The sequence below is a fragment of the Serratia proteamaculans genome (assembly GCF_008830365.1).
GTDB classification, from domain to species: domain Bacteria; phylum Pseudomonadota; class Gammaproteobacteria; order Enterobacterales; family Enterobacteriaceae; genus Serratia; species Serratia proteamaculans.
Genome location: NZ_WBKI01000001.1, coordinates 928,503 through 953,396, shown reverse-complemented (window position 1 = coordinate 953,396; position 24,894 = coordinate 928,503). Strand labels below are relative to the sequence as shown.

23 protein-coding genes and 1 pseudogene are annotated in these 24,894 nt (G+C 53.6%); 10 read left to right on the top strand and 14 right to left on the bottom strand.

Annotation, left to right across the window (positions count from 1 at the left end; all coding sequences use genetic code 11):
* Positions 1–122 precede the first annotated feature (122 nt).
* Together F8R23_RS04500 and F8R23_RS04495 are read left to right on the top strand one after the other, a co-directional pair.
* Positions 123–473 carry a hypothetical protein gene (locus tag F8R23_RS04500; RefSeq protein ID WP_129934533.1) on the top strand — a complete coding sequence of 117 codons (351 nt, stop codon included), beginning with the start codon at positions 123–125 and terminating at the stop codon, positions 471–473.
* Positions 474–633: 160 nt separating this feature from the next.
* Positions 634–2,268, top strand: coding sequence for a peptide ABC transporter substrate-binding protein (locus F8R23_RS04495; protein WP_099062901.1), 1,635 nt, complete (start codon positions 634–636; stop codon positions 2,266–2,268).
* An 83-nt stretch (positions 2,269–2,351) separates the two neighbouring features.
* Here the strand turns inward: F8R23_RS04495 and F8R23_RS04490 are convergent, their stop codons facing one another.
* Both F8R23_RS04490 and F8R23_RS04485 read right to left on the bottom strand, forming a co-directional pair.
* Complete coding sequence (locus F8R23_RS04490) at positions 2,352–3,425, bottom strand: hypothetical protein (protein WP_390901285.1); 1,074 nt, start codon at positions 3,423–3,425, stop codon at positions 2,352–2,354.
* Positions 3,422–4,132: a hypothetical protein gene (locus tag F8R23_RS04485; RefSeq protein ID WP_129934535.1), complete on the bottom strand. Its 711-nt coding sequence runs from the start codon at positions 4,130–4,132 to the stop codon at positions 3,422–3,424. Before F8R23_RS04485 ends, F8R23_RS04490 begins: the two co-directional genes overlap by 4 nt.
* Before the next feature lie 158 nt (positions 4,133–4,290).
* Between F8R23_RS04485 and zntB the strand changes: the two genes are divergently transcribed.
* Positions 4,291–5,274: a zinc transporter ZntB gene (zntB, locus tag F8R23_RS04480; RefSeq protein ID WP_129934536.1), complete on the top strand. Its 984-nt coding sequence runs from the start codon at positions 4,291–4,293 to the stop codon at positions 5,272–5,274.
* A gap of 217 nt (positions 5,275–5,491) precedes the next feature.
* Here the strand turns inward: zntB and F8R23_RS04475 are convergent, their stop codons facing one another.
* The 6 genes and pseudogenes from F8R23_RS04475 to F8R23_RS04450 all read right to left on the bottom strand — a co-directional run bounded on the left by F8R23_RS04475 (position 5,492) and on the right by F8R23_RS04450 (position 9,738).
* The gene (locus tag F8R23_RS04475) at positions 5,492–5,890 is read right to left on the bottom strand and encodes a VOC family protein (protein ID WP_099062904.1); all 399 of its coding nucleotides are present in this window, start codon (positions 5,888–5,890) and stop codon (positions 5,492–5,494) included.
* 141 nt (positions 5,891–6,031) lie between these two features.
* Positions 6,032–6,964: a tRNA 2-thiocytidine(32) synthetase TtcA gene (gene ttcA / locus F8R23_RS04470; protein WP_112349971.1), complete on the bottom strand. Its 933-nt coding sequence runs from the start codon at positions 6,962–6,964 to the stop codon at positions 6,032–6,034.
* A 127-nt stretch (positions 6,965–7,091) separates the two neighbouring features.
* Positions 7,092–8,360: a translesion error-prone DNA polymerase V subunit UmuC gene (gene umuC, locus F8R23_RS04465; RefSeq protein WP_129938200.1), complete on the bottom strand. Its 1,269-nt coding sequence runs from the start codon at positions 8,358–8,360 to the stop codon at positions 7,092–7,094.
* Entirely contained in the window at positions 8,360–8,716 is a 357-nt protein-coding gene (gene umuD / locus F8R23_RS04460) for a translesion error-prone DNA polymerase V autoproteolytic subunit (protein WP_198642426.1), read from the bottom strand. The genes umuC and umuD overlap by 1 nt, the downstream gene beginning before the upstream one ends.
* 371 nt (positions 8,717–9,087) lie before the next feature.
* A pseudogene (locus tag F8R23_RS04455) lies at positions 9,088–9,308 on the bottom strand (aldo/keto reductase); the annotation flags it as partial.
* A 22-nt stretch (positions 9,309–9,330) separates the two neighbouring features.
* Positions 9,331–9,738 (bottom strand): RidA family protein, encoded by a 408-nt coding sequence (locus F8R23_RS04450; protein WP_129934538.1) that lies wholly within the window; start codon positions 9,736–9,738, stop codon positions 9,331–9,333.
* A gap of 144 nt (positions 9,739–9,882) precedes the next feature.
* On the opposite strand from F8R23_RS04450, the gene F8R23_RS04445 reads away from it, so the two are divergent.
* Positions 9,883–10,488 carry a TetR/AcrR family transcriptional regulator gene (locus F8R23_RS04445; protein ID WP_099062909.1) on the top strand — a complete coding sequence of 202 codons (606 nt, stop codon included), beginning with the start codon at positions 9,883–9,885 and terminating at the stop codon, positions 10,486–10,488.
* Between the two features lie 254 nt (positions 10,489–10,742).
* Positions 10,743–11,642: an L-proline-binding transcription factor PsrA gene (psrA, locus tag F8R23_RS04440; protein ID WP_129934539.1), complete on the top strand. Its 900-nt coding sequence runs from the start codon at positions 10,743–10,745 to the stop codon at positions 11,640–11,642.
* Here psrA and F8R23_RS04435 read toward each other — a convergent pair.
* The 3 genes from F8R23_RS04435 to nifJ form a co-directional block, all read right to left on the bottom strand.
* Positions 11,617–12,423: a substrate-binding domain-containing protein gene (locus F8R23_RS04435; RefSeq protein WP_112349967.1), complete on the bottom strand. Its 807-nt coding sequence runs from the start codon at positions 12,421–12,423 to the stop codon at positions 11,617–11,619. The two genes, psrA and F8R23_RS04435, sit on opposite strands and share 26 nt — an antisense overlap.
* Positions 12,424–12,438: 15 nt before the next feature.
* Positions 12,439–13,734 (bottom strand): MFS transporter, encoded by a 1,296-nt coding sequence (tcuC, locus tag F8R23_RS04430; RefSeq protein ID WP_129934540.1) that lies wholly within the window; start codon positions 13,732–13,734, stop codon positions 12,439–12,441.
* 435 nt (positions 13,735–14,169) lie between these two features.
* Positions 14,170–17,703 carry a pyruvate:ferredoxin (flavodoxin) oxidoreductase gene (nifJ, locus tag F8R23_RS04425; RefSeq protein ID WP_151415322.1) on the bottom strand — a complete coding sequence of 1,178 codons (3,534 nt, stop codon included), beginning with the start codon at positions 17,701–17,703 and terminating at the stop codon, positions 14,170–14,172.
* Positions 17,704–17,954: 251 nt separating this feature from the next.
* Between nifJ and F8R23_RS04420 the strand changes: the two genes are divergently transcribed.
* Together F8R23_RS04420 and F8R23_RS04415 are read left to right on the top strand one after the other, a co-directional pair.
* Positions 17,955–18,287 (top strand): SMR family transporter, encoded by a 333-nt coding sequence (locus F8R23_RS04420; protein WP_085116991.1) that lies wholly within the window; start codon positions 17,955–17,957, stop codon positions 18,285–18,287.
* Positions 18,288–18,722: 435 nt separating this feature from the next.
* Positions 18,723–18,983 carry a DUF333 domain-containing protein gene (locus tag F8R23_RS04415; RefSeq protein WP_129934542.1) on the top strand — a complete coding sequence of 87 codons (261 nt, stop codon included), beginning with the start codon at positions 18,723–18,725 and terminating at the stop codon, positions 18,981–18,983.
* 41 nt (positions 18,984–19,024) lie between these two features.
* Here F8R23_RS04415 and hslJ read toward each other — a convergent pair whose 3' ends face one another.
* A complete protein-coding gene (gene hslJ, locus F8R23_RS04410; protein ID WP_129934543.1) occupies positions 19,025–19,453 on the bottom strand; it encodes a heat shock protein HslJ in 429 nt (142 codons plus the stop codon).
* 22 nt (positions 19,454–19,475) lie between these two features.
* A complete protein-coding gene (locus tag F8R23_RS04405) occupies positions 19,476–20,468 on the bottom strand; it encodes a 2-hydroxyacid dehydrogenase (RefSeq protein WP_099062918.1) in 993 nt (330 codons plus the stop codon).
* Between the two features lie 537 nt (positions 20,469–21,005).
* Here F8R23_RS04405 and F8R23_RS04400 point away from each other — a divergent pair.
* The 3 genes from F8R23_RS04400 to F8R23_RS04390 are packed head-to-tail and all read left to right on the top strand — an operon-like array spanning position 21,006 to position 24,144.
* Positions 21,006–23,618 carry a YdbH family protein gene (locus tag F8R23_RS04400; protein ID WP_151415321.1) on the top strand — a complete coding sequence of 871 codons (2,613 nt, stop codon included), beginning with the start codon at positions 21,006–21,008 and terminating at the stop codon, positions 23,616–23,618.
* Positions 23,615–23,812: a YnbE family lipoprotein gene (locus F8R23_RS04395; protein WP_129934545.1), complete on the top strand. Its 198-nt coding sequence runs from the start codon at positions 23,615–23,617 to the stop codon at positions 23,810–23,812. The genes F8R23_RS04400 and F8R23_RS04395 overlap by 4 nt, the downstream gene beginning before the upstream one ends.
* 8 nt (positions 23,813–23,820) lie before the next feature.
* Positions 23,821–24,144 (top strand): YdbL family probable chaperone protein, encoded by a 324-nt coding sequence (locus tag F8R23_RS04390; RefSeq protein WP_112349960.1) that lies wholly within the window; start codon positions 23,821–23,823, stop codon positions 24,142–24,144.
* A gap of 125 nt (positions 24,145–24,269) precedes the next feature.
* Here the strand turns inward: F8R23_RS04390 and azoR are convergent, their stop codons facing one another.
* A complete protein-coding gene (azoR, locus tag F8R23_RS04385) occupies positions 24,270–24,875 on the bottom strand; it encodes an FMN-dependent NADH-azoreductase (protein WP_099062922.1) in 606 nt (201 codons plus the stop codon).
* Positions 24,876–24,894 lie beyond the last annotated feature (19 nt).

The window sequence follows — 24,894 nt, the reverse complement described above, 5'->3', positions numbered from 1 at the left end:
GAGCAATTGTTCGCTATCGCTTGATATGTGAACTGTGCGTTAGCGCAGGTAACAATAAAACCCCGTCATCTATTTCGCTGTTGTTATACTATCGGCAAAGCTAACCAAACAGGGGATTTAACATGCCAGTAGCCAGAATAGTTGCCAGCTATAGCGAAAATGATCAGGATACCATCACGCTGCTGTGCGGTGTGGACGAGGAAAACCAGATCCGTCAGGGTGAATGGTTTGGCGTGGTGAAGAACGACGACGGGCGTGGCGATGAGTCCAACTATCCGTTTACCCTGCACGTCGACTACCAGAAAAACAGCTTCTATCTCGACTATGGTTTTGACGATGCCGAGTCACGTCAGATGCAGAAAACCGATATCCATGCCAAGCCGTTGGTCGAGAAAGGTTTCTTCACCATTTTTGATGAAGAAGAGGGTGAGGAATTCAGCTACCGCATCAATAGTATTCACCTTTACGACTAATCGAGTTCGTTAAGAGAAAATGCCCATATCGACATCGTCGTGCGGGCATTTTTTATTGTCTGGCCCCCAGTTTTTACATCTTGACTGTCTGGAACTCTAGGTGAGACTAATCTTGTGCTATAAGATAAAAAATTCAGATGGTTAACGGGGATGAATCAGAATGACGAGAAAAAAAATTCAACAAGGTTTTCGTTTGGCGCTGTGTGCCGTGGCGATCGGCGCAGGGTTGAGCAGCGCTATGGCGGCGCAGGTTCCCCCAGGTACCACTCTGGCGGAAAAGCAGGAAATTGTTCGCCACATTAAAGATGAACCGGCCTCACTCGATCCGATCAAAGCGGTAGGCTTGCCGGAAGCGCAATTGGCGCGCGATCTGTTTGAAGGGCTGGTGAATCAGGATGCTAACGGCAAGGTGATCCCAGGCGTGGCCACGCGCTGGCAAACTACCGATAACCAAACCTATATTTTCACCCTGCGTAAAGATGCGCGCTGGTCTAACGGTGACCCTGTCACGGCGAAAGACTTTGTTTATAGCTGGCAACGGCTGGTCGAGCCGAAAAATCTGTCTCCTTTCGCCTGGTTTGCCCAACTGGCCGGCATTCAAAACGCGGATGAGATCGTTACCGGCAAACTGCCCGCCGATAAGCTGGGCGTCACGGCGCTGGATGATTACACCTTTAAAGTGCAGTTGAACAAACCGGTACCGTATTTTGTCAGCCTGACCGCCAACTTCAGCCTGTTCCCGGTCAACAAGGCAGTGGTGGAGAAATTTGGTAATGACTGGACCAAGGTCGGCAATCTGGTCGGTAATGGCGCGTTTAAACTGCAGGAACGGGTGGTCAACGAAAAGCTGGTGCTGACGCCAAACGAGCACTATTGGGACCATGCGCACACGGTGCTGACCAAAGTGACCTTTGTGCCGATCAACCAGGAATCCAACGCTACCAAACGTTATCTGGCCGGCGATATCGATATCACCGAGTCCTTCCCGAAAAATATGTACCAAAAGCTGTTGAAAGACATTCCGGACCAGGTCTATACCCCGGATCAGCTCGGGACCTATTATTATGCTTTTAACACCCAACGTGCGCCGACGAATGATGTTCGGGTGCGTAAGGCATTGTCTTACGCGATCGATCGCAAAATTATCGCCGAGAAAGTGTTGGGTACCGGTGAAAAACCGGCTTACCACTTCACACCGGACGTCACTGCCGGGTTTAAGCCAGAGGTGAGCCTGTTGCAGCAACAGCCGCAGGCGGAACTGGATGCGCAGGCCAAGGCGTTGATGCAGGCGGCCGGCTATGGCCCGAACAATCCGCTGAAGCTGACGCTGCTGTATAACACTTCGGAAAGTCACCAGAAAATCGCCATTGCCGTGGCTTCAATGTGGAAGAAAACGCTCGGTATCGACGTCAAACTGCAAAACCAGGAATGGAAAACCTACATCGATAGCCGTAACACCGGTAATTTCGACGTGGTACGCGCCTCCTGGGTCGGCGATTACAATGAGGCCTCGACCTTCCTGTCGCTGTTGAGCTCAACCCACAGTGGTAACATCGCTAAATTCAAAAGTGCGGATTACGATAAGCTGCTGGCGCTGGCCAGTCATGAAACCAATCCGGCAGCGCTGACCACGGATTACAATAAGCTGGAACAGATCATCGCCGATCAGGCACCAATCGCACCGATTTATCAGTATACCAATGGCCGATTGATCAAACCCTGGGTGAAAGGCTACCCGATCACTAATCCGGAAGACGTGGCTTACAGTCAGACGATGTATATTTTGAAACACTGACAGGTTGCGGTATCCCCATGAGTTTTCATCAAGCCCCGCTAATTGCGGGGCTTGTTATTTTTGTGGCAGAGGAATGGTGTAATTTATGGAGTAGCAAACAAGGCAGCACGCGCCGTCGTTGAAGGAAATACACAGCTTACGTCGTGTGCGCAACCGGGAACGATCAGCAAATCACGTTTGGCGTGCGGAGCAATAAAGCGTCGGTCGTAAGCGGCATAGGCCAGGCCACGTTGCAGCCGATAGGGGCCCTGAGACTGCGCCGCGCAGGACTTATCGAGTATTTTGTAGAAGGTGCCGGGTGAATTCCCACTGTCTTTATCGCCTTCAATATAGGTGATATCTGCTGCAGCGTAACGCTGCTGCACCGATGCACGATTTTGATCGAGAAAGGCCGGAATGGCCTCAAGGCCGTATTTCCAACGATTGCCGTTCGGGCAGACATCACTATTAACCTCAACCCAGTCAAAGTTGCAGCTCCCTGGTTGTTGGCAATCGCGCCAATCGGCGGGGTGGGCATTTTTTATCGGCTGCGGCCGGTGGCTATCAAAATAGAGCCAACTGCCGGGGTCGGCTATGACGTAACGCACCTTCACGCCGGCAGGTGGATGGGCGAACCCGACATAGTGCTGTACAAATTGCGCCCCGGCGGAGAAACCGGCGACGGTGACCGACTGTAGCTTTGGCCATTTTACTTTCAATTCGACAATCAGCCGATCAAGAGCGGCAAATGAGGTGGTATTACCCTGGTGGTCCAAACCGCCTTCTATCCAGGACCTGCAACTCCAGAGAGCGTCACCTGGCTGCGCTGAAGGAACGCCAGGAGAATGGCAACGTGTGGCCTGCGCATCGCTAACTGGAAACAGCGGGGCGACCAACAGCGTGCCGTCGGTTTTGGCGGCAAGTTGAGCAGCTTTCAGCGCCGCAGCCAGAGTTTTCCCCGCATCACGCGGATGGCCATGAATGACCACCAGAGCGGTGTCTGGTGAGGCAATCTGAGGTTTAACCACAAAGTATGGCAGTCGACCGGAGCCTGCAAGTTGCAGCCGGTGGGCCTCGGGAAACTGACTCAATGCAGGACTGGCGTGCAGGCAGATGGCCTGCAATAACCCCCCCAGGCTCACCAGACGACAGAGTAAAACTTTTGCTTTCATTGTCATCCCGACGTGGCGTCTAAAAATTCGCGTAGTTGCTTTAGCAATTCACGAGCCTTGCACGCTTCCAACGCCTGTTGATAATAGCGAAAGAAACGGGTTTCTGAGCCGATATTACCCGCCTGTGATAGCTGTTTGAAGGTCATGTGCAGCAACCACCCCATAGTCATCGTGAAGACTAATACCGGGAAGATCAATTGTCCGTAGTTGACTATTTTAGCTCCGGGCAGGAATGTAACCGCCGATGGCGTAATCATCACCCCCAGTTGTTGCATGCCCCACTGTGCCAAGGCCGGCAACAGCACCAACAGGGTAACGAAAAACAGATACTTCACGAAATACCAGCAAGACAATAAAAAGCGTTTAAAGGCGCTATCGGCATACGCTTTCAATATAAATCCGTTAGGCGTCACCCGCAGTATTTGTTGCTGAGAGTGAGTAAAGCGATAAAGATCCAGCGCCTGAATGGCATCGGGCAACATCAACAGCTGGCGTAGTTCAAGCAGATTGGCACTTTTGCTGCGCATATAATCCCTGAACAGCAACAGTTGGATGCATTCACCTTTGTTAGCTTCTACAGATTCGATCAGGGCGCGTAATTTGCCGTGGTTCTCTTGCCGGATGCGAAACGGTGTTTTGACGATGGCGATAAATAGGGTCAGTAGGGGGAGGAATACCCCTTTAAAAATATCAGCAGCGCTAATATCAAACATGCATTTCTCCTGTTGGTTATTCAGTCACTCCTTGGTATGTACAAGTATAGTGGGTTCGGATCAGTGCGTTTGGGAAACCAACCCTTACAGCTTGGCCTTTGATCTACATATCATTAACGCTAGACTCTGGAATAACTGAAAAGCAGAGGGGATGAGGAATGGAAGTCATTGAGGGGCGCGAGTTACAGGTTCCTGACGCAGTATATGCCTACCAGCTCGATGGCAAGGGTGGCGTAACATCGATTGATTACGATGATAAAGTCACCTGTGACGAGCCTTGCTGGCTGCATCTCGATTATGCACACCCCGCCAGCGCCGAATGGCTGACCACCACGCCGCTGCTACCTGATGCGGTAAGAGAGGCGCTATCCGGGGAGAGCTCGCGGCCGCGTGTCAGTAAAGTGGGTGATGGAACCATGATCACGCTGCGCAGCATTAACTTTAATGCCAACTCGCGGCCGGATCAGTTGGTAACTATCCGCGTCTACATGACCGATAAACTGATTGTTTCCACCCGTCATCGCAAGGTGTATTCCATCGATCAGGTAGTGAACGATCTGCAAACTGGCAGCGGGCCGACCAACAGCGGTAACTGGCTGGTGGAAATATCGGATGCACTGACCGACCACGCCAGTGAGTTTATTGAGGATCTGCACGACAAAATCATCGATCTGGAAGATTCGCTGCTGGAACAACAGGTTCCTGAGCGCGGGCAGTTGGCACTGATCCGCAAACAATTGATCGTACTGCGTCGCTATATGGCGCCGCAGCGTGACGTATTCTCCCGGCTGGCCAGCGATCGCTTGCCCTGGATGAATGATGACGACCGTCGCCGTATGCAGGACATTGCCGATCGGTTGGGGCGCGGGTTGGACGATCTGGATGGCAGCATTGCGCGCACCGCGATCCTTTCTGACGAAATCACCACCGTGATGGCTGATGCCATGAACCGCCGTACTTACACCATGTCGCTATTGGCGATGGTATTTTTACCTACCACCTTTTTGACCGGGTTGTTCGGCGTTAACCTGGGCGGTATTCCCGGCGGTGGCAATCCTTTCGGTTTTGCTGCGTTTTGCCTGACGTTGACCGGATTGGTGTTTTGTCTGGGCTGGTGGCTGAAGCGGCGTCGCTGGTTGTAGCCAAAAAACGCTGATAACCCGGTTAACATTGAGCGATATCAACTTTTGCCGGGGGGAAATGGGGCATGATCTATCTCGCAGGTGAATGCAACGTCAAGCGATGGGCGTTGCGCTCCATAATTGTCTTACTTTCTTATATTTAGAATTACTGCATAGCACATTGATTCATACGATGCCGGTTTAATCACCGGCATTTTTTTGTCTGCAATTTACCCCGTCAGGCTGCACTTTCATCCCAGAAACTGGCCTCGATCTTATGTCCGTCCAGGTCACGAACAAAGCAGCCATAATAGGCTTCACCATAGTGCGGCCGTGAGCCGGGAGCCCCTTCATCTGTCGCGCCGGCCTCCAGCGCATGGCGGTAGAAATCATCAACCTGTTGTTTACTGGTGGCGAAAAAACCCACGTGCAGGCCATTGCCGTTCGTGGCCGGTTTACCGTCGATCGGCACTTGCAGCCAGAATTCCGGATAATCACGCCCATAGCCAATGGCACCAGGGTGTTCCAACACCCGTCGACAGCCTAGTGCGGCGAGAGTACGATCGTAAAAATCGGCTGCGGCGTCAAAATTATTGCTGCCGAGAGAAACGTGAGACAAGCAGGGAGTGATGTTCATCGGTAATCTCCAGGGTGACTGTATAAAAACACAGTATAGGATAAAAACGGCACTGTCCGATGAATTCTGCTGAAATTGCGAGCGGGATCGACAACTGATGAAGGGAAAGAGCCGCCCGCGGAGAACGGGCGGCAAAACGGCTTATTTGATTTCGAGAACGTCTAAACGGACCGGGACGGCTTCATCCGCGTCTTCCGGTTGCCAGCCGACCGGCTGCATTGGGAGATCTTCACGGTCAAAGGCCAGATCGCCACCGTCAACCACTTCGCTACCGTGGTGGATCCCTTTAAAATCAAACAGGTTGTAGTCACTCAGGTGCGAAGGCACCACGTTTTGCATTGCGCTGAACATGGTTTCCAGGCGGCCCGGATAACGTTTATCCCAGTCACGCAGCATGTCACCAATCACCTGGCGCTGCAGATTGGGCTGCGAACCGCACAGGTTGCACGGGATAATCGGGAAGCCTTTAGCGACCGAGAAACGCTCGATGTCTTTTTCACGGCAATAAGCCAGCGGGCGAATCACCACGTGCTTACCATCGTCGCTCATCAGTTTAGGCGGCATGCCTTTCAGTTTGCCGCCGTAGAACATGTTGAGGAACAACGTCTGCAGAATGTCGTCACGGTGGTGGCCAAGGGCAATCTTGGTGGCTCCCAGCTCGGTAGCGGTGCGGTAAAGAATGCCGCGGCGCAGGCGTGAACACAGTGAGCAGGTGGTTTTGCCTTCCGGGATCTTGTCCTTGACGATGCTGTAGGTGTTTTCCTCAACGATCTTGTATTCCACCCCCAGGCTTTCCAGATAGGCCGGCAGGATATGCTCAGGGAAACCAGGCTGTTTCTGATCGAGGTTGACCGCAATCAGTGAGAAATTGACCGGTGCGCTCTGCTGCAGGTTGCGCAGGATTTCCAGCATGGTGTAGCTGTCTTTGCCGCCGGACAGGCAAACCATGATACGGTCGCCTTCTTCAATCATGTTGAAATCGGCGATAGCCTGGCCCACGTTACGACGCAGGCGCTTTTGCAATTTGTTCAGGTTGTACTGCTCTTTTTGACTAACTGTTTGTTGTTCTGACATTTAAATCGTGCTCGTTCTCAATTGGGGGCACTATGGGCATGAAGTTTTAGGCAGCGAGTTTAGCATTCTATAGGCTGATTGGGTCATTATTCCTTTATTTCATGACCGCAAAGTCGCCTTGTCGACATCAGTACACACGAGCATGCGGTAAATCGCTGACCCGCGTGGTGTATGCGGGGGAGAGAAATTCACGTTTCATCGACCAGGTCTGCTGATTGCCTTGTCCGGCAAACCAGACTCCAGCGCGCCCGGACTGATTGATCAGATCCAAGGCTGCCATCAAGCGTTCACTGTTGGGGCGCGGCTGATACTCGTCGAACAGGTTCAACTGAGCGACGCCTTGCGAATAGAAGTCCTGCAGCATAACGCCAGCTTTTAGATAACGATGGCCGGGCTGCCAAATCTTGTCAAGGCATCGAATCGCGGCGGCAATGATGTCGCGGGTATCTTGCGTCGGCGTACTGAGCCTGATGCTCGCGGTGTTGCCGTAATATTTTTCGTTGGTTGAGAAGGGGCTGGTTTTAACCCATGCATTGATATTCCGGCAATATTGGTGCTCTTCGCGCAGTTTTTCTGCTGCGCGTGAAGCGTGCATGCAGATAGCCTGATGCATATCATTGTACTCAGTGACGCGATCGCCGAATGACCTGCTGCAAATGATCTGCTGTTTGCTTGGGGCAAATTCTTCAAGTGACAAGCAGGATTCACCACGCAGTTCACGCACCGTGCGTTCAACCACCACGCTGAAATGCTTGCGAATCATCGAGGTGCTTGCATCCGCCAGTTGCAGTGCAGTTTTTATTCCCATATTTCGCAGCTCTTTGGTGATGCGCCGCCCGATACCCCAGACTTCTTCTGCCGGCACCAAGGACATCAATTTTCGCTGCCGTTCCAGGTTTGAAAGATCAACCACGCCGCGGGTTTGCTCCCATTTTTTTGCCGCGAAGTTCGCCAGCTTTGCCAGGGTTTTGGTCTGGGCAATCCCCACGCCTATGGTAAGCCCGGTATTACGCAGCACTTTGGTCCGTACCTGGTGCCCGAACGCTGCCAAATCGACGCAGTTTTGTACCCGGGTAAGATCAAGGAAGCTTTCGTCGATGGAGTAAATTTCGACCCGTGGTGCCATCTCTTCGAACACGGCCATCACTCGCATCGACATATCGGCATACAGCTCGTAGTTGCTGCTGAATGCGATACCGCCGGCACGCTCAAAATCGCGCTTTATTTTGAAATAGGGCGCGCCTGTTTTCAGGCCCAGAGCCTTTGCCTCTTTGCTTTGCGCTACTACACAGCCGTCATTATTAGACAGAACAACCACCGGTCGACCACGCAGATCCGGACGCCACAGCGTTTCGCAACTCGCATAGAAGCTGTTTACATCGGCCAGGGCGTACATTATTTCAGCCTGGTGATGGTTGAAACCACCACGCCGACGATGCTCAGATCATCGCCGCCATCCGGCAGAGGAATGGGGCGAAACTCTGGATTCATCGGCTCAAGCTGCGCGACAGGACGCAGGCAGAGACGTTTAACCGTGAACTCGCCTGCGATGCTGGCGATCACGATATCGCCGTGACAGGCGCCAATGCTTCGGTCGACAACCAACAGGGATCCGTCGGTGATCCCGGCTTCGATCATGCTTTCCCCAGAGGCGATCAAAAAGTAGGTCGCAGAAGGATGGCTTATGCAGTATTCGTTGAGGTCGATCCGCGCGTGTATATAGTCTTGCGCGGGATTCCCATATGCACTCATTCTAGCCATATATTGTCAATCCTGGAGAAAGTACAGCCGCTTTTGCTTGACCACAGTAGTGCTGTTCGAAGCCTTATACATGATTTACTGTCCTATTAATTGACTGTGTTTATATACAGTATTATAGGTGTGGGGAATGAATCAAGAGGGTTTTTAGACGGCGCTCCGAATGTTTTGAAGTTTGGGGGAATTTAGTTCACAGGAGCTTGTAATGGTCTAATCATTCCGGACACTTTGTTAGAGATATAATGAGCAACGCTAACGAGGTGAGAATGCGAAAAAATCATTTACTCCTGAGTTTAAACAAGAGTGCGTCAATCTGGATCTTCAGCCTAAGTACCCGGTGACTCAGGCTGCTGAAACAATGAGTATTTTCGCACCGATTTAGCCAGTGAAATGATGCCACGCTGGAAGATCCACCGCAGGACAACCGGACCCACGTTTTGCCGTACTTCTGACCAATCGCCGTTAACACGGGATGCTGGGACAGACCATTTTTCCCTTCTGCAAACGGTGCCCAGGCTTCCGGCTGAATGCTACAGCTTTGCATCCACGATACAGCGTGTAATTGCTGGTTGAGGGGGTTAACTTCACCGTTATAACATTACGCTCTGTCAACCTGCGGAGGTTGAGGTTGGAATTCGGGCAATGACCTTAATTTCAAAATCGAATCCCGCAAGCCAGGTAACGCCAACGGCTGTCCAGTTCGGGTAAGGGGGCTGCGGGAAAATGGACTGTTTCACCTGCATGATCGTCGGAAACTGATGTTCCGGGTCAGTATGAAAGGTGGTGACATCAAGCAGGTCGTCAAACGTACAACCAGCTGCTGCAAGAGTCGCTGCCAGGTTAGCAAAGGCAAGTTGCACCTGCGCGGCAAAATCCGGCTCCGGCGTACCATCGGCGCGGCTACCAACTTGACCGGAAACGAACAACATATCGCCAGAACGGATCGCGGCGGAATAACCGTGCTCTTCATAGAGAGTATGGCGATTAGCAGGAAAAATAGGTTCACGCTGGATCATGGAATTTCCTTTCTTAAGTCAATGTGTGATGCGGGATGCGCGGTATGCAAAATTGATTTAATATACGCGGCGTATGTTGAATTAATCACACATACGCCGCGTATGTCAAATGACATCCGTTACGTATGTCAAAAAGGAGATCGTATGGCCGCCAAACGCCGCGCCGAGACAATGGAAGAGAACCGCGCCAAATTGATTACGGCAGCGCGGAAATCCTTTGCCGAAAGAGGTTTTGCTGCCGTATCAATGGATGAATTAACCGCCAGCGTTGGCCTGACACGTGGGGCGCTATACCACAACTTTGGTGATAAAAAGGGGCTGCTTGCCGCTGTTGTTGCTCAAGTAGATGGTGAAATGGCACAACGAGCCAAAGCCGCCGCCGCGAATGCCGGTGACGACTGGGAAAGGCTGCTGGCTGAAGGGATTGCCTATATTAAGATGGCGCTGGACACAGAAGTAAGGCGCATCGTTCTGCTTGATGGTCCGGCTTTCCTTGGGGATCCGGCACAATGGCCCAGCCAGAATAGTTGCCTCGAATCCACCCGCCAGACAGTCATAAAGTTGATCGAACGCGGCGTACTTAAATCGGTTGACGCGGATGCCGCTGCACATCTGTTAAACAGTGCCGCGCTGAATTCCGCGCTTTGGATTGCTGCGAGCGACGATCCGCAACGGGCGCTGCCAAAAATTATTGAAGTGTTTACTCAACTGGCAAGCGGCTTACGGAATAGTTCCAATAAACTGCGATAGTTCGGGGAAGCTTTATGTTTTTGGGCAGCCCGTGACTTGCGGGTAATTGCGACATACCAGATTGAGTTTGTTTTTCGGCTCGAAACCTTTATCCAGCATGCATCGCTGAACATTAGCGGCTGCCTGGTTACAGACCCCCAAAGTAGCGCACCGGTGGCGAATGTCGGTCAGTCTTTAAGGCTTGCCGTTGTCCCATATGCGGCTATCATCTTTTCTTTAAGCCCTCGCTACCCTTGAAAGGATTGTCTGCCGCTATGCCTGTGAATTTCGATCTTAACGATCTTTATGCCTTCCGAGCCCTGGTTGAATACGGTAATTTTCGGCTTGCCGCGGAGTCTATTTGCCTTTCACAGTCAGCACTGAGCCGCAGGATAGAGAAGCTGGAATCCGCGCTGGGCATTAAACTGTTCGACAGAACGACCCGGCGCGTCACGTTGACACTCTATGGGCAGACTTTCGCTGAGCGTTCAGATCAGCTCCTGGCGAATGTTGAGTTGGTATTAGCGGATATCAATAAGGTCAGCCAGGACCGCGTAGGGCTGGTCACCGTCGCTACGGTGCCCTCGGCGGCCTACTATTTCATGCCCGATGTGATTCGCCGTTTCCAGGCCCGCTATCCACGGGTACGCGTTAAGCTTATCGACAGCAGCGCGGGTAATGTTATTGAAGCGGTTGCCAGTGGTCAGGCTGACTTCGGCATCTGTTTTGCGAGAAACCTGCAACCCAACATCGAATTTCTGCCGTTGGTGGAGGATGTCTACGTGGCTGCCTGCAGGCGCGATCATCCCATCGCGAGTAAAAAAAAACTGACCTGGCGCGAGTTTTATCAGCAGGATTATGTGGGGCTGGATAAGACCTCAGGTAACCGCAATCTGCTGGATAACATGCTGGAACACATCATTCCTGAGCGCCCCAGTATCTGCGAAACCCGCCATGTGACGACGATGCTGGGCATGGTTGAAGCGGGAGTCGGCATTGCCGCCGTACCCGCTATGTCGATGCCGACGTCAGAGCATTCAGTGCTGACTCACTTGCCGCTGACTGACCCGGTGGTGAAGCGCACGGTTGGCCTGATCAGGCGCAGTGGGCGTATGCAGTCCTACGTTGCCGCCGAGTTGGAAAAGTTAATCACTGAACAGTATCACGCTGTTTAACCGGTAATTCCGCCTTAACGGATCTCATTCCGGTGGCGCGAATGGTGTTTTTCGCCTCGGCGGAAGACAGAAAGTCCAGTAGCGCTTTGCCTTCCTGGCGGTGTTCTGCTTTAGCAGTGACCGCGCCGGCAAAGCGGGTAATGTATTGTACATCTTCAGGCAGTTCGCCAATAAAGGTTACCCCCGGCACAGGAAGCAGTTCACTCACCTGCTGGAAACCAACAGCATATTTCCCTTTTGCCACCTCGGATGCCACCGGAATGCGCTCAATCATATGCGCCTTCTCTTTCATCTGGTCCTCAATACCCAGTTTTTTGAACAGTTGGCTGCTGACATAGCGGCCGCTGGCACTGTCAGAATAAGCGATAGATTTGGCCTGCAGTAGGGTATTGCGCAGGTCCGCCTCCTTTTTGATATTGGGTTTGGGGTCACCTTGTTTGACCACCATACCAATCGAGGAGTCGGCTAACTCCACTCGCGAACCCGGCTGCAGCCAATTATCCTTTTCCAGACTTTTCAGCGCATCACCCACCATAATCACCACATCCGCGTTTTCTCCGCGCGCCAGGCGTGCTGGGATCGCCTGAGGGGTCTTACCCATAGAGGGACCTGATACCAAAATGATAGTGTCGCCGCTCTTTGCTTCAAATTGTGGCGCCAGTTTTTCCAGCGCGGCTTTGAACCCGCCTGAAATCATGACGGTCACTTCTTTGGCCGAGACTCCCGTGCTGACAGACGAAATCACCAGCGCAGCGAGGAGTGAACGATAAATTTTTTGCATGACGTAATCCCTGATTTAACGTGCGGTTTGTAGTGATAACGGGCTGCGACGGTACAGATAAAGCGTCGCAAGTAATGCACATATTGCAGCAAAGCTCATCCAGTAACCGGGTGAGGCCTTATCGCCGGTGTACTCAATCAGTGCGGTAGAAATAACCGGCGTAAATCCGCCAAAAACAGCGGTTGCCAGGCTGTAGGCCAACGAGAAACCGGCAACCCGGACCTCTATCGGCATGATCTCCGTTAACGCCGGGATCATGGCACCGTTGTAAAGGCCGTAGAGGAAGGACAGCCACAACAGCACCGCCAGCATCATGGAAAAGCTGGGGGCTTCAGCAAGCAGACTAAGCGCCGGATACGCAGTGACCAGGGCCAGCAACGCCATGGTAACCAGGACAGGCTTACGGCCAAAACGGTCCGACAGGGCGCCGCCTACCGGTAGCCAGAGGAAATTGGATATCGCAACCAGCAAGGTCACCAGCAGGCTGTCTGATGCGCTGAGCATCAGCACTTTTTTGCCGAAGGTCGGTGCATATACGGTGATCAGATAAAACGCGGTGGTGGTCATGGCGACCATCAACATACCGGCGATAACCACCTGCCAGTTTGCTAAAAGGGTTTTAAACACGTCGCGCATCGCCAGGTGGTTGCGGCGGGCGGTGAACTCTTCGGTTTCTTCCAGTTTGCGGCGCAGGAAAAAGATGAAAGGAACAATCAGGCAGCCGAACAGGAAAGGCAGACGCCAGCCCCATGCGCTAATGGCGCTTTCTTCCATGACGGCATTCAGTGCGAAGCCCATGGCAGCCGCCACCATAATGGCCACTTGCTGGCTGCCAGATTGCCAACTGGTGTAAAAGCCTTTACGGCCTGGCGTGGCAATCTCAGCCAGGTATACGGAAACGCCGCCCAGCTCAGCACCCGCTGAGAAGCCTTGTAATAAACGACCACCCAGCACCAACAACGGTGCCCAGAGCCCGATTGCTTGATAAGAGGGGATGAGGACAATCAGGAAAGTACCCGCGGCCATGATCGACAGGGTAACAATCAGCCCTTTACGTCTGCCGACTTTATCAATGTACGCACCCAGCACGATTGCACCGATAGGACGCATCAAAAAGCCCGCGCCAAAGACTGCAAAGGTCATCATCAGCGAGGCAAATTCACTGCTGGCCGGAAAGAATGTATGGGCGATGTAGGTGGCATAAAATCCGAACAGGAAAAAATCAAATTGCTCCAGAAAGTTGCCAGAGGTCACACGCAGTATCGCGCTGGTTCTTGCCCTAATCGTCATGGGTGCGTTAGAGGAATGCATCTTTATCTCCAGTTTGTCATTGACGCTTTTACCGCGTCTGTTGCTGCAGACTGGAGCAGGAAAATGAAGTAAATAAGCGCAATAAACTCATGGACCGATGCGTTTGGCGCATGAATCGTTGTTAACAATTTGGCGCGACAAGCTGTAACGGGCCATTAACAAAATTACCCTGTGCAACCTTGTTCGTTACAGGCTAAAAACTTCATGCGCGTTTTGTGACAAGGTTCATATAAGGCGAAGGGGCAGAAAATGCTGAAATGGGGACAGTCCAGAATTGCGGGGCATTTCTTTCGTATGTGGAAGATCCACTCAGTGTGTACCTGCGCAAGCTGCTCAAACTGAGTTTGTAACGACAGTTATTTTAATGCCGGGTAAAAGAGGCGCAGCGGCAAAGCTGGCTGGAAGCGGGGCGCGAACCGGTCGCGCCCCGATGAGTTACTCGGCGGAGGTTTTTTCCCCTTTGCCGGCCAGCAGGCTGAGGAAGTCGTACTTCTCCTTCAGCTCTTTCTCTGCGGCCTGATACAGCGCGCTGGCAACTTCCGGCTGCTGTGAGTTCAGGCGACGGAAGCGCTGTTCTTTCAGCAGCGTTTCGGTCAGGTTGCTGTTTGGCGGTCGGGAATCCAACGCCAATGCCGGTTTACCTTCATCAGTGCGGCGCGGATCGAAGCGGTACAACGGCCAGAAGCCAGTAGCGGTCAATTGCTTCATCTGGTCGTGGCTGAGTGCCAGATCGTAACCGTGCTCTTCACAGGGGCTGTAGGCGATAATCAGTGACGGGCCCGGATAGGCCTCGGCTTCCTGGATCGCTTTCACCGTCTGGTTGAGCTGCGCGCCCAGCGAGATCTGCGCCACATACACATGGCCGTACATCATCATGCTGACGCCCAAATCCTTACGCGCCTTGCGCTTGCCGTGCTCACCGAACTTGGTGACTGCGCCCAGCGGGGTGGCTTTCGACTGTTGGCCACCGGTATTGGAGTAGCATTGGGTATCCAGTACCAGCACGTTGACGTTCTCGGTCAGGCTGAGGACGTGATCCAACCCACCAAACCCGATGTCGTAAGCCCAACCGTCACCCCCAATCAGCCAAATGGATTTATCCACCAGATAATCGGCGTCGGTCGCCAGTTGACGAGCGTCGTTACCTTCGATCTGCGCCAGCAGGCTGCGCAGTTCCGCGATCTGTTTGCGGCGAGGTTCTGGCGCGATCTCCTCCATCTGCAGAGCATTAACCAGCTGTGCCGGTAACTGCGGTGCCAAAGTATTCAACAGGCGCAATACGCGGCTGCGGTGCTGGTCGACCGTCAGGCGGAAGCCCAGGCCGAATTCGGCGTTGTCCTCAAACAGCGAGTTGGCCCAGGCCGGTCCACGCCCTTCGGCATTGGTGGTGTAAGGCGTGGTGGGCAGGTTACCGCCGTAAATGGATGAGCAGCCGGTGGCGTTGGCAATCAGCAACCGGTCGCCATAAAGCTGGGTCAGCAGCTTGATGTACGGCGTTTCGCCGCAGCCGGAACAGGCACCGGAGTATTCGAACAACGGTGAGATCAACTGTGAGGTACGAATGTCGATCCGCTCGATCTGCGCCGGATCAATCTCCGGTAGTTGCAGGAAGAAGTCGTAGTGTTCCTTTTCCACTGCCAGATGATCCAGCCGTGGCGCCATGTTGATCGCCTTGATGTCCGGGTTCTGGCGGTCTTTCGCCGGGCACACCTCAACGCACAGGTTGCAGCCGGTACAATCTTCCGGAGCCACCTGCAGCACATATTTCTGGCCGCGCATATCTCGCGCCTTCACATCCAGCGATTGCAACGAGGCAGGGGCATGCTCCATCGCGTCCGGCTGCACCACTTTGGCGCGAATGGCGGAGTGTGGGCAGGCGGCAACGCAGTGGTTGCACTGGGTACACAGGTCCGGTTGCCAGATCGGGATCGCTTCGGCGATATTGCGTTTTTCCCACTGGGTGGTGCCCACCGGCCAGGTGCCGTCCGGCGGGAAGGCCGATACCGGCAGTGCATCACCGAGTCCGGCCAGCATCGCGGCAGTGACGGTTTTGACAAAGTCGGGTGCGGCATCGGAAACCACCGGCGGACGCATCGGACTGCTGTCGTTAACCGGCTGCAGCGGGATCTCAATCAGCGCCTCTAACGTGGCGGCCAGCGCCTGCCAGTTGCGTTCGACGATATCCTGGCCTTTACTGCTGTAACTGCGGGCAATGGCGTCCTGCAACTGTTGCAACGCCACTTCACCCGGCAGGATTTGGGTCAGGTGGAAAAACGCCATCTGCATCACGGTATTGATGCGCGCACCGAGCCGACATTCACGCGCCAGTTTTGCGGCGTTGATGATGTAGAAACGCGCCTGACGTTGTAGCAGCACGGCCTGCACTTCTTGCGGCAGTCGCGACCATGCCTCTTCGGCACCGTATGGGGTGTTGAGCAGGAAGATGCCGCCGGGTTTCAGGCGTTCTGCCATCTGGTAGGTATCGATAAACTGCAGCTGATGGCAGCCGACAAAATCGGCACGGCTGACCAGATAGGCCGAGTTAATCGGCTGTTCGCTGACGCGCAGATGCGACACCGTCAGGCCACCGGCCTTTTTCGAGTCGTAGACAAAATAACCCTGAGCGTACAGAGGCGTACTGTTACCGATGATTTTGATGTTGTTCTTGGTGGCGGAAACCGAACCGTCGCTGCCCAGGCCGTAGAACAACGCTTCCAGCGAGGCGCGTTGCGGCAGGGTTTCTTCGCTGAGCGGCAGAGAAAGGCCGGTCACATCATCGAAAATACCGACGGTAAAGCGCGGACGCGGTTTGTCCAGCGTCAGTTCGTTAAACACCGCCAGCGCACAATCTGGCCCGAACTCTTTCGAGGACAGCCCATAGCGACCACCGATCACCATCGGCATATGGGCGCGCTCGCCACGGCTGAAGGCTTCAGCCAGTGCGGTCATCACGTCCAGATACAAGGGTTCGGCCAGCGCTCCCGGCTCTTTGGTGCGGTCCAGCACGGCGATTTTTTTTGCGCTCTCCGGCAGCATGCTGAGCAGGTATTGTGCGGAGAATGGCCGGAACAGTCGCACTTTCAGTACGCCGACTTTCTCACCGCGGGTTAGCAGGGCATCGATCGCTTCTTCGCAGGTACCGATAGCGGAACCCATCAGGATCACCACGCGCTCGGCCTGCGGATGACCGTAATATTCGAAAGGCTGATAGGCCCGGCCGGTGATCTGGGCAAATTTGTCCATTGCATCAATCACGTGCCGGCTGGCCGCGTCGTACCAGGGATTGGTCGCTTCACGTGACTGGAAATAGGTGTCCGGGTTGGCGGAGGTGCCACGCACCACCGGATGGTCTGGCGACAACGCGCGGCTGCGGTGCGCATCAATCGACTCCTGCGGCAGCATCTGGCGCAGGGTATCGTCGCTCAGCGGTACGATTTTGTTGATTTCATGCGAGGTGCGGAAGCCATCAAAAAAGTGAATAAACGGCAGGCGACTGTTGAGGCTCGCCGTTTGAGAAATCAATGCAAAGTCCTGCGCTTCCTGTACGTTACTGGCGCACAGCATGGCGCAGCCGGTCTGGCGTACCGCCATCACATCGGAATGATCGCCGAAAATCGACAGCGCATGGGTGGCGATGGTGCGCGCGGCGACGTGCAGGACAAACGGCGTCAGTTCACCGGCCAGTTTGTACAGCGTCGGGATCATCAGCAGCAGGCCCTGCGATGAGGTAAACGAGGTCGACAACGCGCCGGTCTGCAACGCACCGTGCACCGTGGCAATAGCTCCGCCTTCCGACTGCATTTCTACCACTCGCGGTACGTCTCCCCAGATGTTTTTACGCCCGTCGCCGGACCAGGCATCCGCCTGTTCTGCCATGGTCGAACTGGGAGTGATCGGGTAGATGGCAATCACTTCGCTGGCGCGATAGGCGACGGAAGCGACTGCATTATTACCATCTGTAGTAATCATTCGACTTTACCTTTCATTGCTCAAAAAGCTGCAAAAGTCACCTCTCGCAGTAATTAACAAAGTCTAGCAGAGGGATATATTGGTCCTTTATCGCGTTTGTGTGGCGGAGCAAAAATCGCCAAAAATTGCTGTAAGCTGATATTTCCTGAATTAAAACTGCGCGATGACGAAGAATTGTTGCGGTTGTTTAACGACAATTTATTTCCGGCACGTCATACTGTTGAACAGGTGAACTTAGAGAAGAAAAAACGATGAGCGGATTTATGTATTTGACCATGGCGATTGTGGCGGAAGTCATCGCCACCACCATGCTGAAAGCCTCTGAAGGCTTTACCCGTCTGTGGCCGTCACTGGTGGTGGTAGTCGGTTACGCGGTTGCTTTTTGGGGGCTGTCGATGGTGGTTAAAACCATGCCATTGGGCATTGTCTATGCAATCTGGTCGGGTATGGGGATTGTTCTGGTATCGATAGCGGCGGTATTTGTTTATCAGCAAAAGCTGGATCTGCCGGCGGTGTTTGGCATGGGGTTAATTATTGCCGGTGTACTGGTGATTAATTTACTGTCGAAAACGGCGGCGCACTAATTGTTATTTTAAGGTAAAGATAGCCAGCGTGACATTCAGTGACGCTGGCCGAAGGTCTCAGTAATAATAACTGAAAATAATTAATCAGTTATATCCATCCAGTAACAAAATCGGCGTTGTTTTTTTACTATTATCTGACAATTCCCAGCCCGTCTTACTGCCCCCTAATCCCTCCCTTAAACCGGCACAACTCCCTTCGCTCAGACCGCTCTGTGGCTGTTCAGGCGCGCGGGTGAAACCCCCAGGAACTCTAATAAAGGTCACAGTGTTCAAATAAACGCCAAATAATTGCAGGAATATATTTTCATTATTTATATATCAGGCTAGATTAAACAGGTTTGCATCAAAGATAACAAAACGCGTCCGCATAAAGTGATGCGAGTTATCGGCAATGGCGATTTTACACAGCGTAGTTCCGGGTTCAGGAGTGGAATAATGACGACATCAAAATGGTTGCTGGCCAGCGCCGTACTGCTTTTGGCCGCATGCAGCAGCAAGAATGAAGAGCCAGTGCAGCAGGGCAACAGTGCCAGAATCAACACCTTACAGACCAGCGCGAACTGCGCCAGCGTGGGCGGCACCACAACCGTGGCCCACAATTTAAACGGTGAGGCTGTAAGAATGTGCCAGATGCCGAACGGCAAGCAGTGTGAAGAATGGACACTGGGTCAGGGAGCCTGCTCAAGCGCCGGGTAAGCAGAAAGGAACACCAGGCCGCCAGGCCTGGTGAACAGAGATCACTGCACCCAGTCTCGCTGGGTATAGACCAGAACATGGCCGCTGCCGCTCAGCGTTAACTGTTGAGCGCTGAGGGCGACTTTTGCCCCTTTAGCCAGTACGTCGCCAATTACCCAGTCCCACTGGTTGAGTTGCGGGTCAGTGCAGGCCATGCGGGTAGAAGCCAGCCCCGGCACCGTCAACACGCCATCTTGCAATTGGCCGCTACCGAAGAAGTGGTTACACATGGCACCGGAAATATGCATTTTCTCACCGAACTCAAGGTTGGGTCCGTTACCGGGACGCGACTTCACCGCCACGCCATCGACGCTTTTCAGCGCAAAATTATGATGCAACAGGTCACTTTCTGTCACCGTTTTACCATTCTGGCTCATTCCGCACCCCGCTAACAGCAGCGCCGTTAACGCCACTGAGATGGACTTCTTCATATATTCTTCCTTGTTAAAATCATCAGGCATTGAGCTGATTAGGGCAGTTCTCACCGCGATCCAATTGATTAATGTTTTTCAACGTGGTTTCCGAGATGCTGGTCAGCGCCTCTTCGGTCAGGAAAGCCTGATGACCGGTGAACAACACGTTATGGCAGGCTGACAGGCGACGGAAGATATCGTCCTGGATCACGTCATTGGATTTGTCTTCGAAGAACAGGTCGCGCTCATTCTCATACACGTCCATCCCCAGTGCGCCGATTTTCTGCTGCTTCAGGGCGTCAATGGCTGCCGAGGAGTCAATCAGAGCGCCGCGGCTGGTGTTGATGATCATCACACCGTCTTTCATCACCGCAAAAGCGTCGCTGTCCAGCAGGTGGTGGTTCTCCGGCGTCAGTGGGCAGTGCAGGGTGATCACGTCGGACTGCGCGTACAGCGTTTTCAGATCGACATACTCGGCACCCAGTTCCAGTGCTTGCTCGCTTGGGTACGGATCATAAGCCAATAGCTTCATGCCGAACCCTTTCAGGATCCGCATGGTGGCGATGCCAATTTTACCGGTGCCAATCACTCCGGCGGTGCGGTTATGCATGTTGAAGCCGATCAGCCCCTCGAGCGAAAAATTGGCATCGCGGGTGCGTTGATAGGCGCGGTGAATACGGCGGTTAAGGCACATCATCATACCCACGGCGTGTTCAGCAACCGCTTCCGGCGAGTAGGCCGGCACGCGGACGACCTTGATGCCCAATTCTTTAGCGGCATCCAAATCCACATTATTGAAACCGGCGCAGCGCAGGGCCAGTATTTCGACGCCCAATGCCGCCAGTTCTTCAAGGACTTCACGGCTACCGTCGTCATTGACGAAGATGCAGATTGCTTTGCAACCGGCGGCGTTTTTGGCGGTTTTTTTACTGAGCAGGAAGTCGAAGAACTCCAGCTCGTAGCCAAACTGCTGATTCACCAGTTCGAGATATTTACGGTCATATTGTTTAGTGCTGTATATCGCCAGTTTCATCGTGGTTTCTCCAGCTTGATTTTGTGATCAACTTAACAGATTTTAGTAAATTCTACAATTGGTTAGCCCATTCCGGTAACGCTAAAAACGGGTAAACGTTATCAATAGCGGCGGTATTAATTAAGGGTAGTTGGCGACGCTGGAGCATGGCGGATATTCGTGGCAAATACGGGGTGAAATAACTTCGTTGGCCTGAGCCAAAAAAAATCCCCACGGGGGTGTGGGGAATGGCTTCTCTAGTACAGTTAGCTGGTTGCTGACTTTTGTTAGAATGCTTGCAAGACTATTAATGATCAAATCTAACGACAATAACAAAAGTCTGAAACAGGTCATATTCATGTGATGAATATGTAACTAAAACTTACAGCACCCGCATCAATGGCTATAAAAGCCCCTGTGCGGGGCATCATCTTCGGTCTCGGCTTCACCCTATGTCAAATTCATGCCATCATTATTGCCAATTCAGGCATAGACTTAGCCCAAAGGGTCTTTGGCTCGGGCAAAGGGCGGCTAACTCAGGAATGAAACAATCATTTAATGACTAAGCGATTGAAAGTATTCATAGGGATTGTGGTAAGTATGCTGATCCTGCTGCTGGCGCTGTGGCAAACTCTGCCGCGCTGGCTGCCGCGTGTGCTCTCACACTGGTTGCCGCACGGCAGTCAGTTGGTTTTGCAGGGCAAACTACAGTGGCGGCAGGGAGCCTTGCAGTTGGATGGCGCTCGCTTTTTAGCCCAGGATTGTTTACTTGCCGCCGTCGGCCCAACCCGATTGGCTTATCAGCAGGGCCGCTGGCAACTCATCAGCGACAAGCTGAACGTCGATAGTGCCTGTTTATCAAAATTGCCCGCCGGTGACGCCAACAGTGCGCCTCTGGCGCTAGACCAATTGCAAAAGCAACTGCCACTGCTGGATATCACCATCAAGGATCTCTCGGTGCTGCCATGGCAGTACTACGCCGGAAAACTGCAGGTACATGCCACCGCAGAAGGCCAGCATCTGCAGTATCAGGGTCCTAACATCAGCGTCGACGCGCTGTTGGATCCCCATCAGCAACTGACTCTGAACAGCCTGACGCTCAAGGCGCCAAACAGCCCACAGCCGCTGCATCTGACCGGCAAGATAGCCATTCCGTTGGATTTGGACAGTATGCCGATGCAAGGAGCACTGCAGGGAGAAATACAGACCGCCTACCTGGAAAAACCTTTGCTGCTGGACATGCGCTGGCAGCAGCAGCAGGGGGTGCTGACACTGACGGAAAAGGGGGCCGATAAACCGCTGGCGAGCTTGCCGTGGGAAATCAACCCGCAGCAGGTCAGTATTAAACAGGGGGAGTGGCGTTGGCCATACAGCCAGCAACCGCTTAACGGTGGACTGAGCATTGCGCTGCATAACTGGAGCAAAGGCTTTGATGAAACCCAGATCAGCGCTCGTTTAAACGTCATTACCGACGGCCATAACGGCAAAGGCAACGCGGTATTGACGTTGGGGCCGGGTAAGGTCGGGTTGATTGACAGCGATTTACGCTTCCAACTGACCGGTCAGGCGAATCTGGCCGACTTTTCAATGACCGCCTCCATTCCCGGCATCCTCAGCGGCACCATTCTTAACCCGACGCTGGTATTGCAGTCAGGTTCACTGCTGCGGTTGTGGGGTAACGCCACGCCGGAAATGAAACTGGAAGAGGCGCGGTTGCCGCTGGCCGGAGTGAAAGTCACTGCCGCCGGTATCACCGGCCGGCTGCAGGCGATCATTAACGCCAGTGACAGCTACTGGGGCCGCTTTAAGCTGCATCTGGACGGTAAGGCACAGGACTTTTGGCCGGACCACGGCAACTGGCAATGGCGCTACTGGGGTAACGGTCAATTGCCGCCGCTGCAGGCCGCCTGGGATGTCGCTGGCAGCGGCAGTTGGCAGGATACCACCCTGGTACTGGATCGCCTTTCTACCGGTTTCGATCAGTTGAAATACAGCATGGTGACGGTGGATGCGCCGCGGCTCAGCCTCAGCCAACCGCTGCGTTGGCAGCGTGACCCGCAGGCACCGGCGTTCAATGGTGAACTGCAACTGGTCTCGGGCAAGGTCAGCTTCACCAACGGCGGTTACCTGCCAGCCCCGGTGCTGGCTCTGCAGCTCAAGGGCAAGACGCCGGACAGCTTCCAGTTACAAGGCAAGCTGCAGGCGGAACAGATAGGGCCGATAGCTCTGCGGGGACGCTGGGACGGCGAGCGTTTACGCGGCGAGGGTTGGTGGCCGAAACAATCGCTGAAAGTGTTCCAACCGCTGATCTCGCCGGATCTGAATATCAAACTGCGTGACGGCGAGTTTTATGCCCAGTCCGCGTTCTCCGCCGCCCGGGTTCAGGGCTTTGAGGCTGGTGGGCACTGGGTGGTGAAAAATGGCGGCATGTGGCTGAAAGACGGCGAGATGAGCGGACTGGACTTTGTGATGTCCTACCGACTTAAGAATCATCTGTGGCAACTTGGTGCCAAGCAACCGGTGACGTTACGTATCAAGTCGTTCAGCAACCTGTTCGAAATGCAGAATATTAGCGCCGATCTTCAAGGTACCTATCCTTACAGCGAGCAGGCTCCGCTGACGCTGAGCAACGTCGGGGTGGACGCGCTGAACGGCCGTATCAGCCTGTCAGCGTTGCGCATGCCACAGCACGATGCTGCGGTACTGAAACTGGATAAGGTCGATCTCAGCGCCTTGTTTACCGCGCTGAAACCCAAACAGTTTGCCATGTCCGGGCGGGTAGACGGTGAGCTGCCGTTGTACCTGAATCACCCCAAATGGCTGGTGCACAACGGGTGGATCGCTAACTCCGGCATGCTGACACTGCGGTTGGACAAGGACATGGCCGATGCTATCGGCAGTAATAATCTGGCGACCGGCGCAGCGATCGACTGGCTGCGCTATATGGAGATTAACCGTTCCAAGGCCAGGGTCGATTTGGACAATCTCGGTGAACTGACGCTGAAGGCGCGTATCGATGGGGTCAACCCGCAAAAAAGTGCCAAACGAGAGGTTATCCTGAACTATAGCCATCAGGAAAACGTGTTTCAGCTGTGGCGCAGCCTGCGCTTTGGCGACAATTTACAGGAGTGGCTGGAACAGGCCCTCTCAAAACCTGGGGAACAACCATGAAAATCATTCGCGAGCCATTGCTGCTCGCCGTGCTGGGCACCTCTATGCTGAGCGGCTGTGTGCCGCGTATTGAGGTCGCGACGCCTAAAGATCCGATCACCATCAACATGAACGTGAAGATCGAACATGAAATTCACATCAAGGTGGATAAGGACGTTGATAATCTGCTGAAAACCCAAAGCGGTCTTTTCTAGGAGCCAACATGAAAAAACGGTATTTAGGCTTATTGGGCGCCGGGTGGTTGTTCAGCAGCATGGCGATGGCGCTGACGTTGGATGAAGCCAAACAGCAGGGCCGCGTAGGGGAAACGCTCAGCGGTTATATCGCGCCGGTGAAGCAGGACGCCGAAACGCTGACGCTGGTGAAAAACATTAATGCCGGTCGCACCGAAAAATACCAGCAAGTGGCGGACGGCAATCATATCGCCATCGACGATGTGGCGCACATGGCCGGGCAGAAGCTGGTAACGCGAGCACCTGCCGGAGAATACGTACGCGGTATTAACGGCCAGTGGTTGAAGAAATAAAAAAGCGCGCCATCAGGCGCGCAATAAAATACTGCATTGGATTTTTATGAGGGTAGAACAGGTGTGACAGGACTTAGGTCTTTCTGTTGTGGCTTCGCAGGGGCATAACACCCCTGCGAGGGACATCAGGCAGCAACGACCTGAGTCAGCACGGCCTTGGCATCGGCCTGCGCTTTGGTCGCGACATCCGGGCCGTAAGCGATGCCTTCAGCGAACACGAACTCAACGTCGGTGATGCCGATAAAGCCCAGGAACAGACGCAGGTAAGGTTCAATCAGGTCAGTTGGGGTGTCTTTATGAATGCCGCCGCGGCTGGTCAGGATGATGGCGCGTTTGCCTTTCACCAGGCCTTCCGGGCCGTTTTCAGTGTAACGGAAGGTCACGCCGGCACGGGCAATCAGGTCGAAATAGTTTTTCAACTGGGTAGGGATGTTGAAGTTATACATCGGCGCTGCGATAACGATGGTGTCATTGGCCTGCAGCTCAGCAATCAGTTCATCGGACAAGGCCAGCGCTTCGGTTTGACGTGGGGTCAGCGGGGTATCGGAAGGACGCAATGCACCCACCAGTTCGCCGTCCAGTACCGGGATTGGCTGTGCAGCCAGGTCACGTACGGTGATGGTGTCGTTGCCATGAGCGCTTGCCCACTGTTCAACGAAGAAATCGGCCAGTTGATTAGACTGAGAGTAACCCGCCAGGATGCTTGATTTGAGAACCAATACTTTGCTCATCGGTAATTCCTTACGTTAT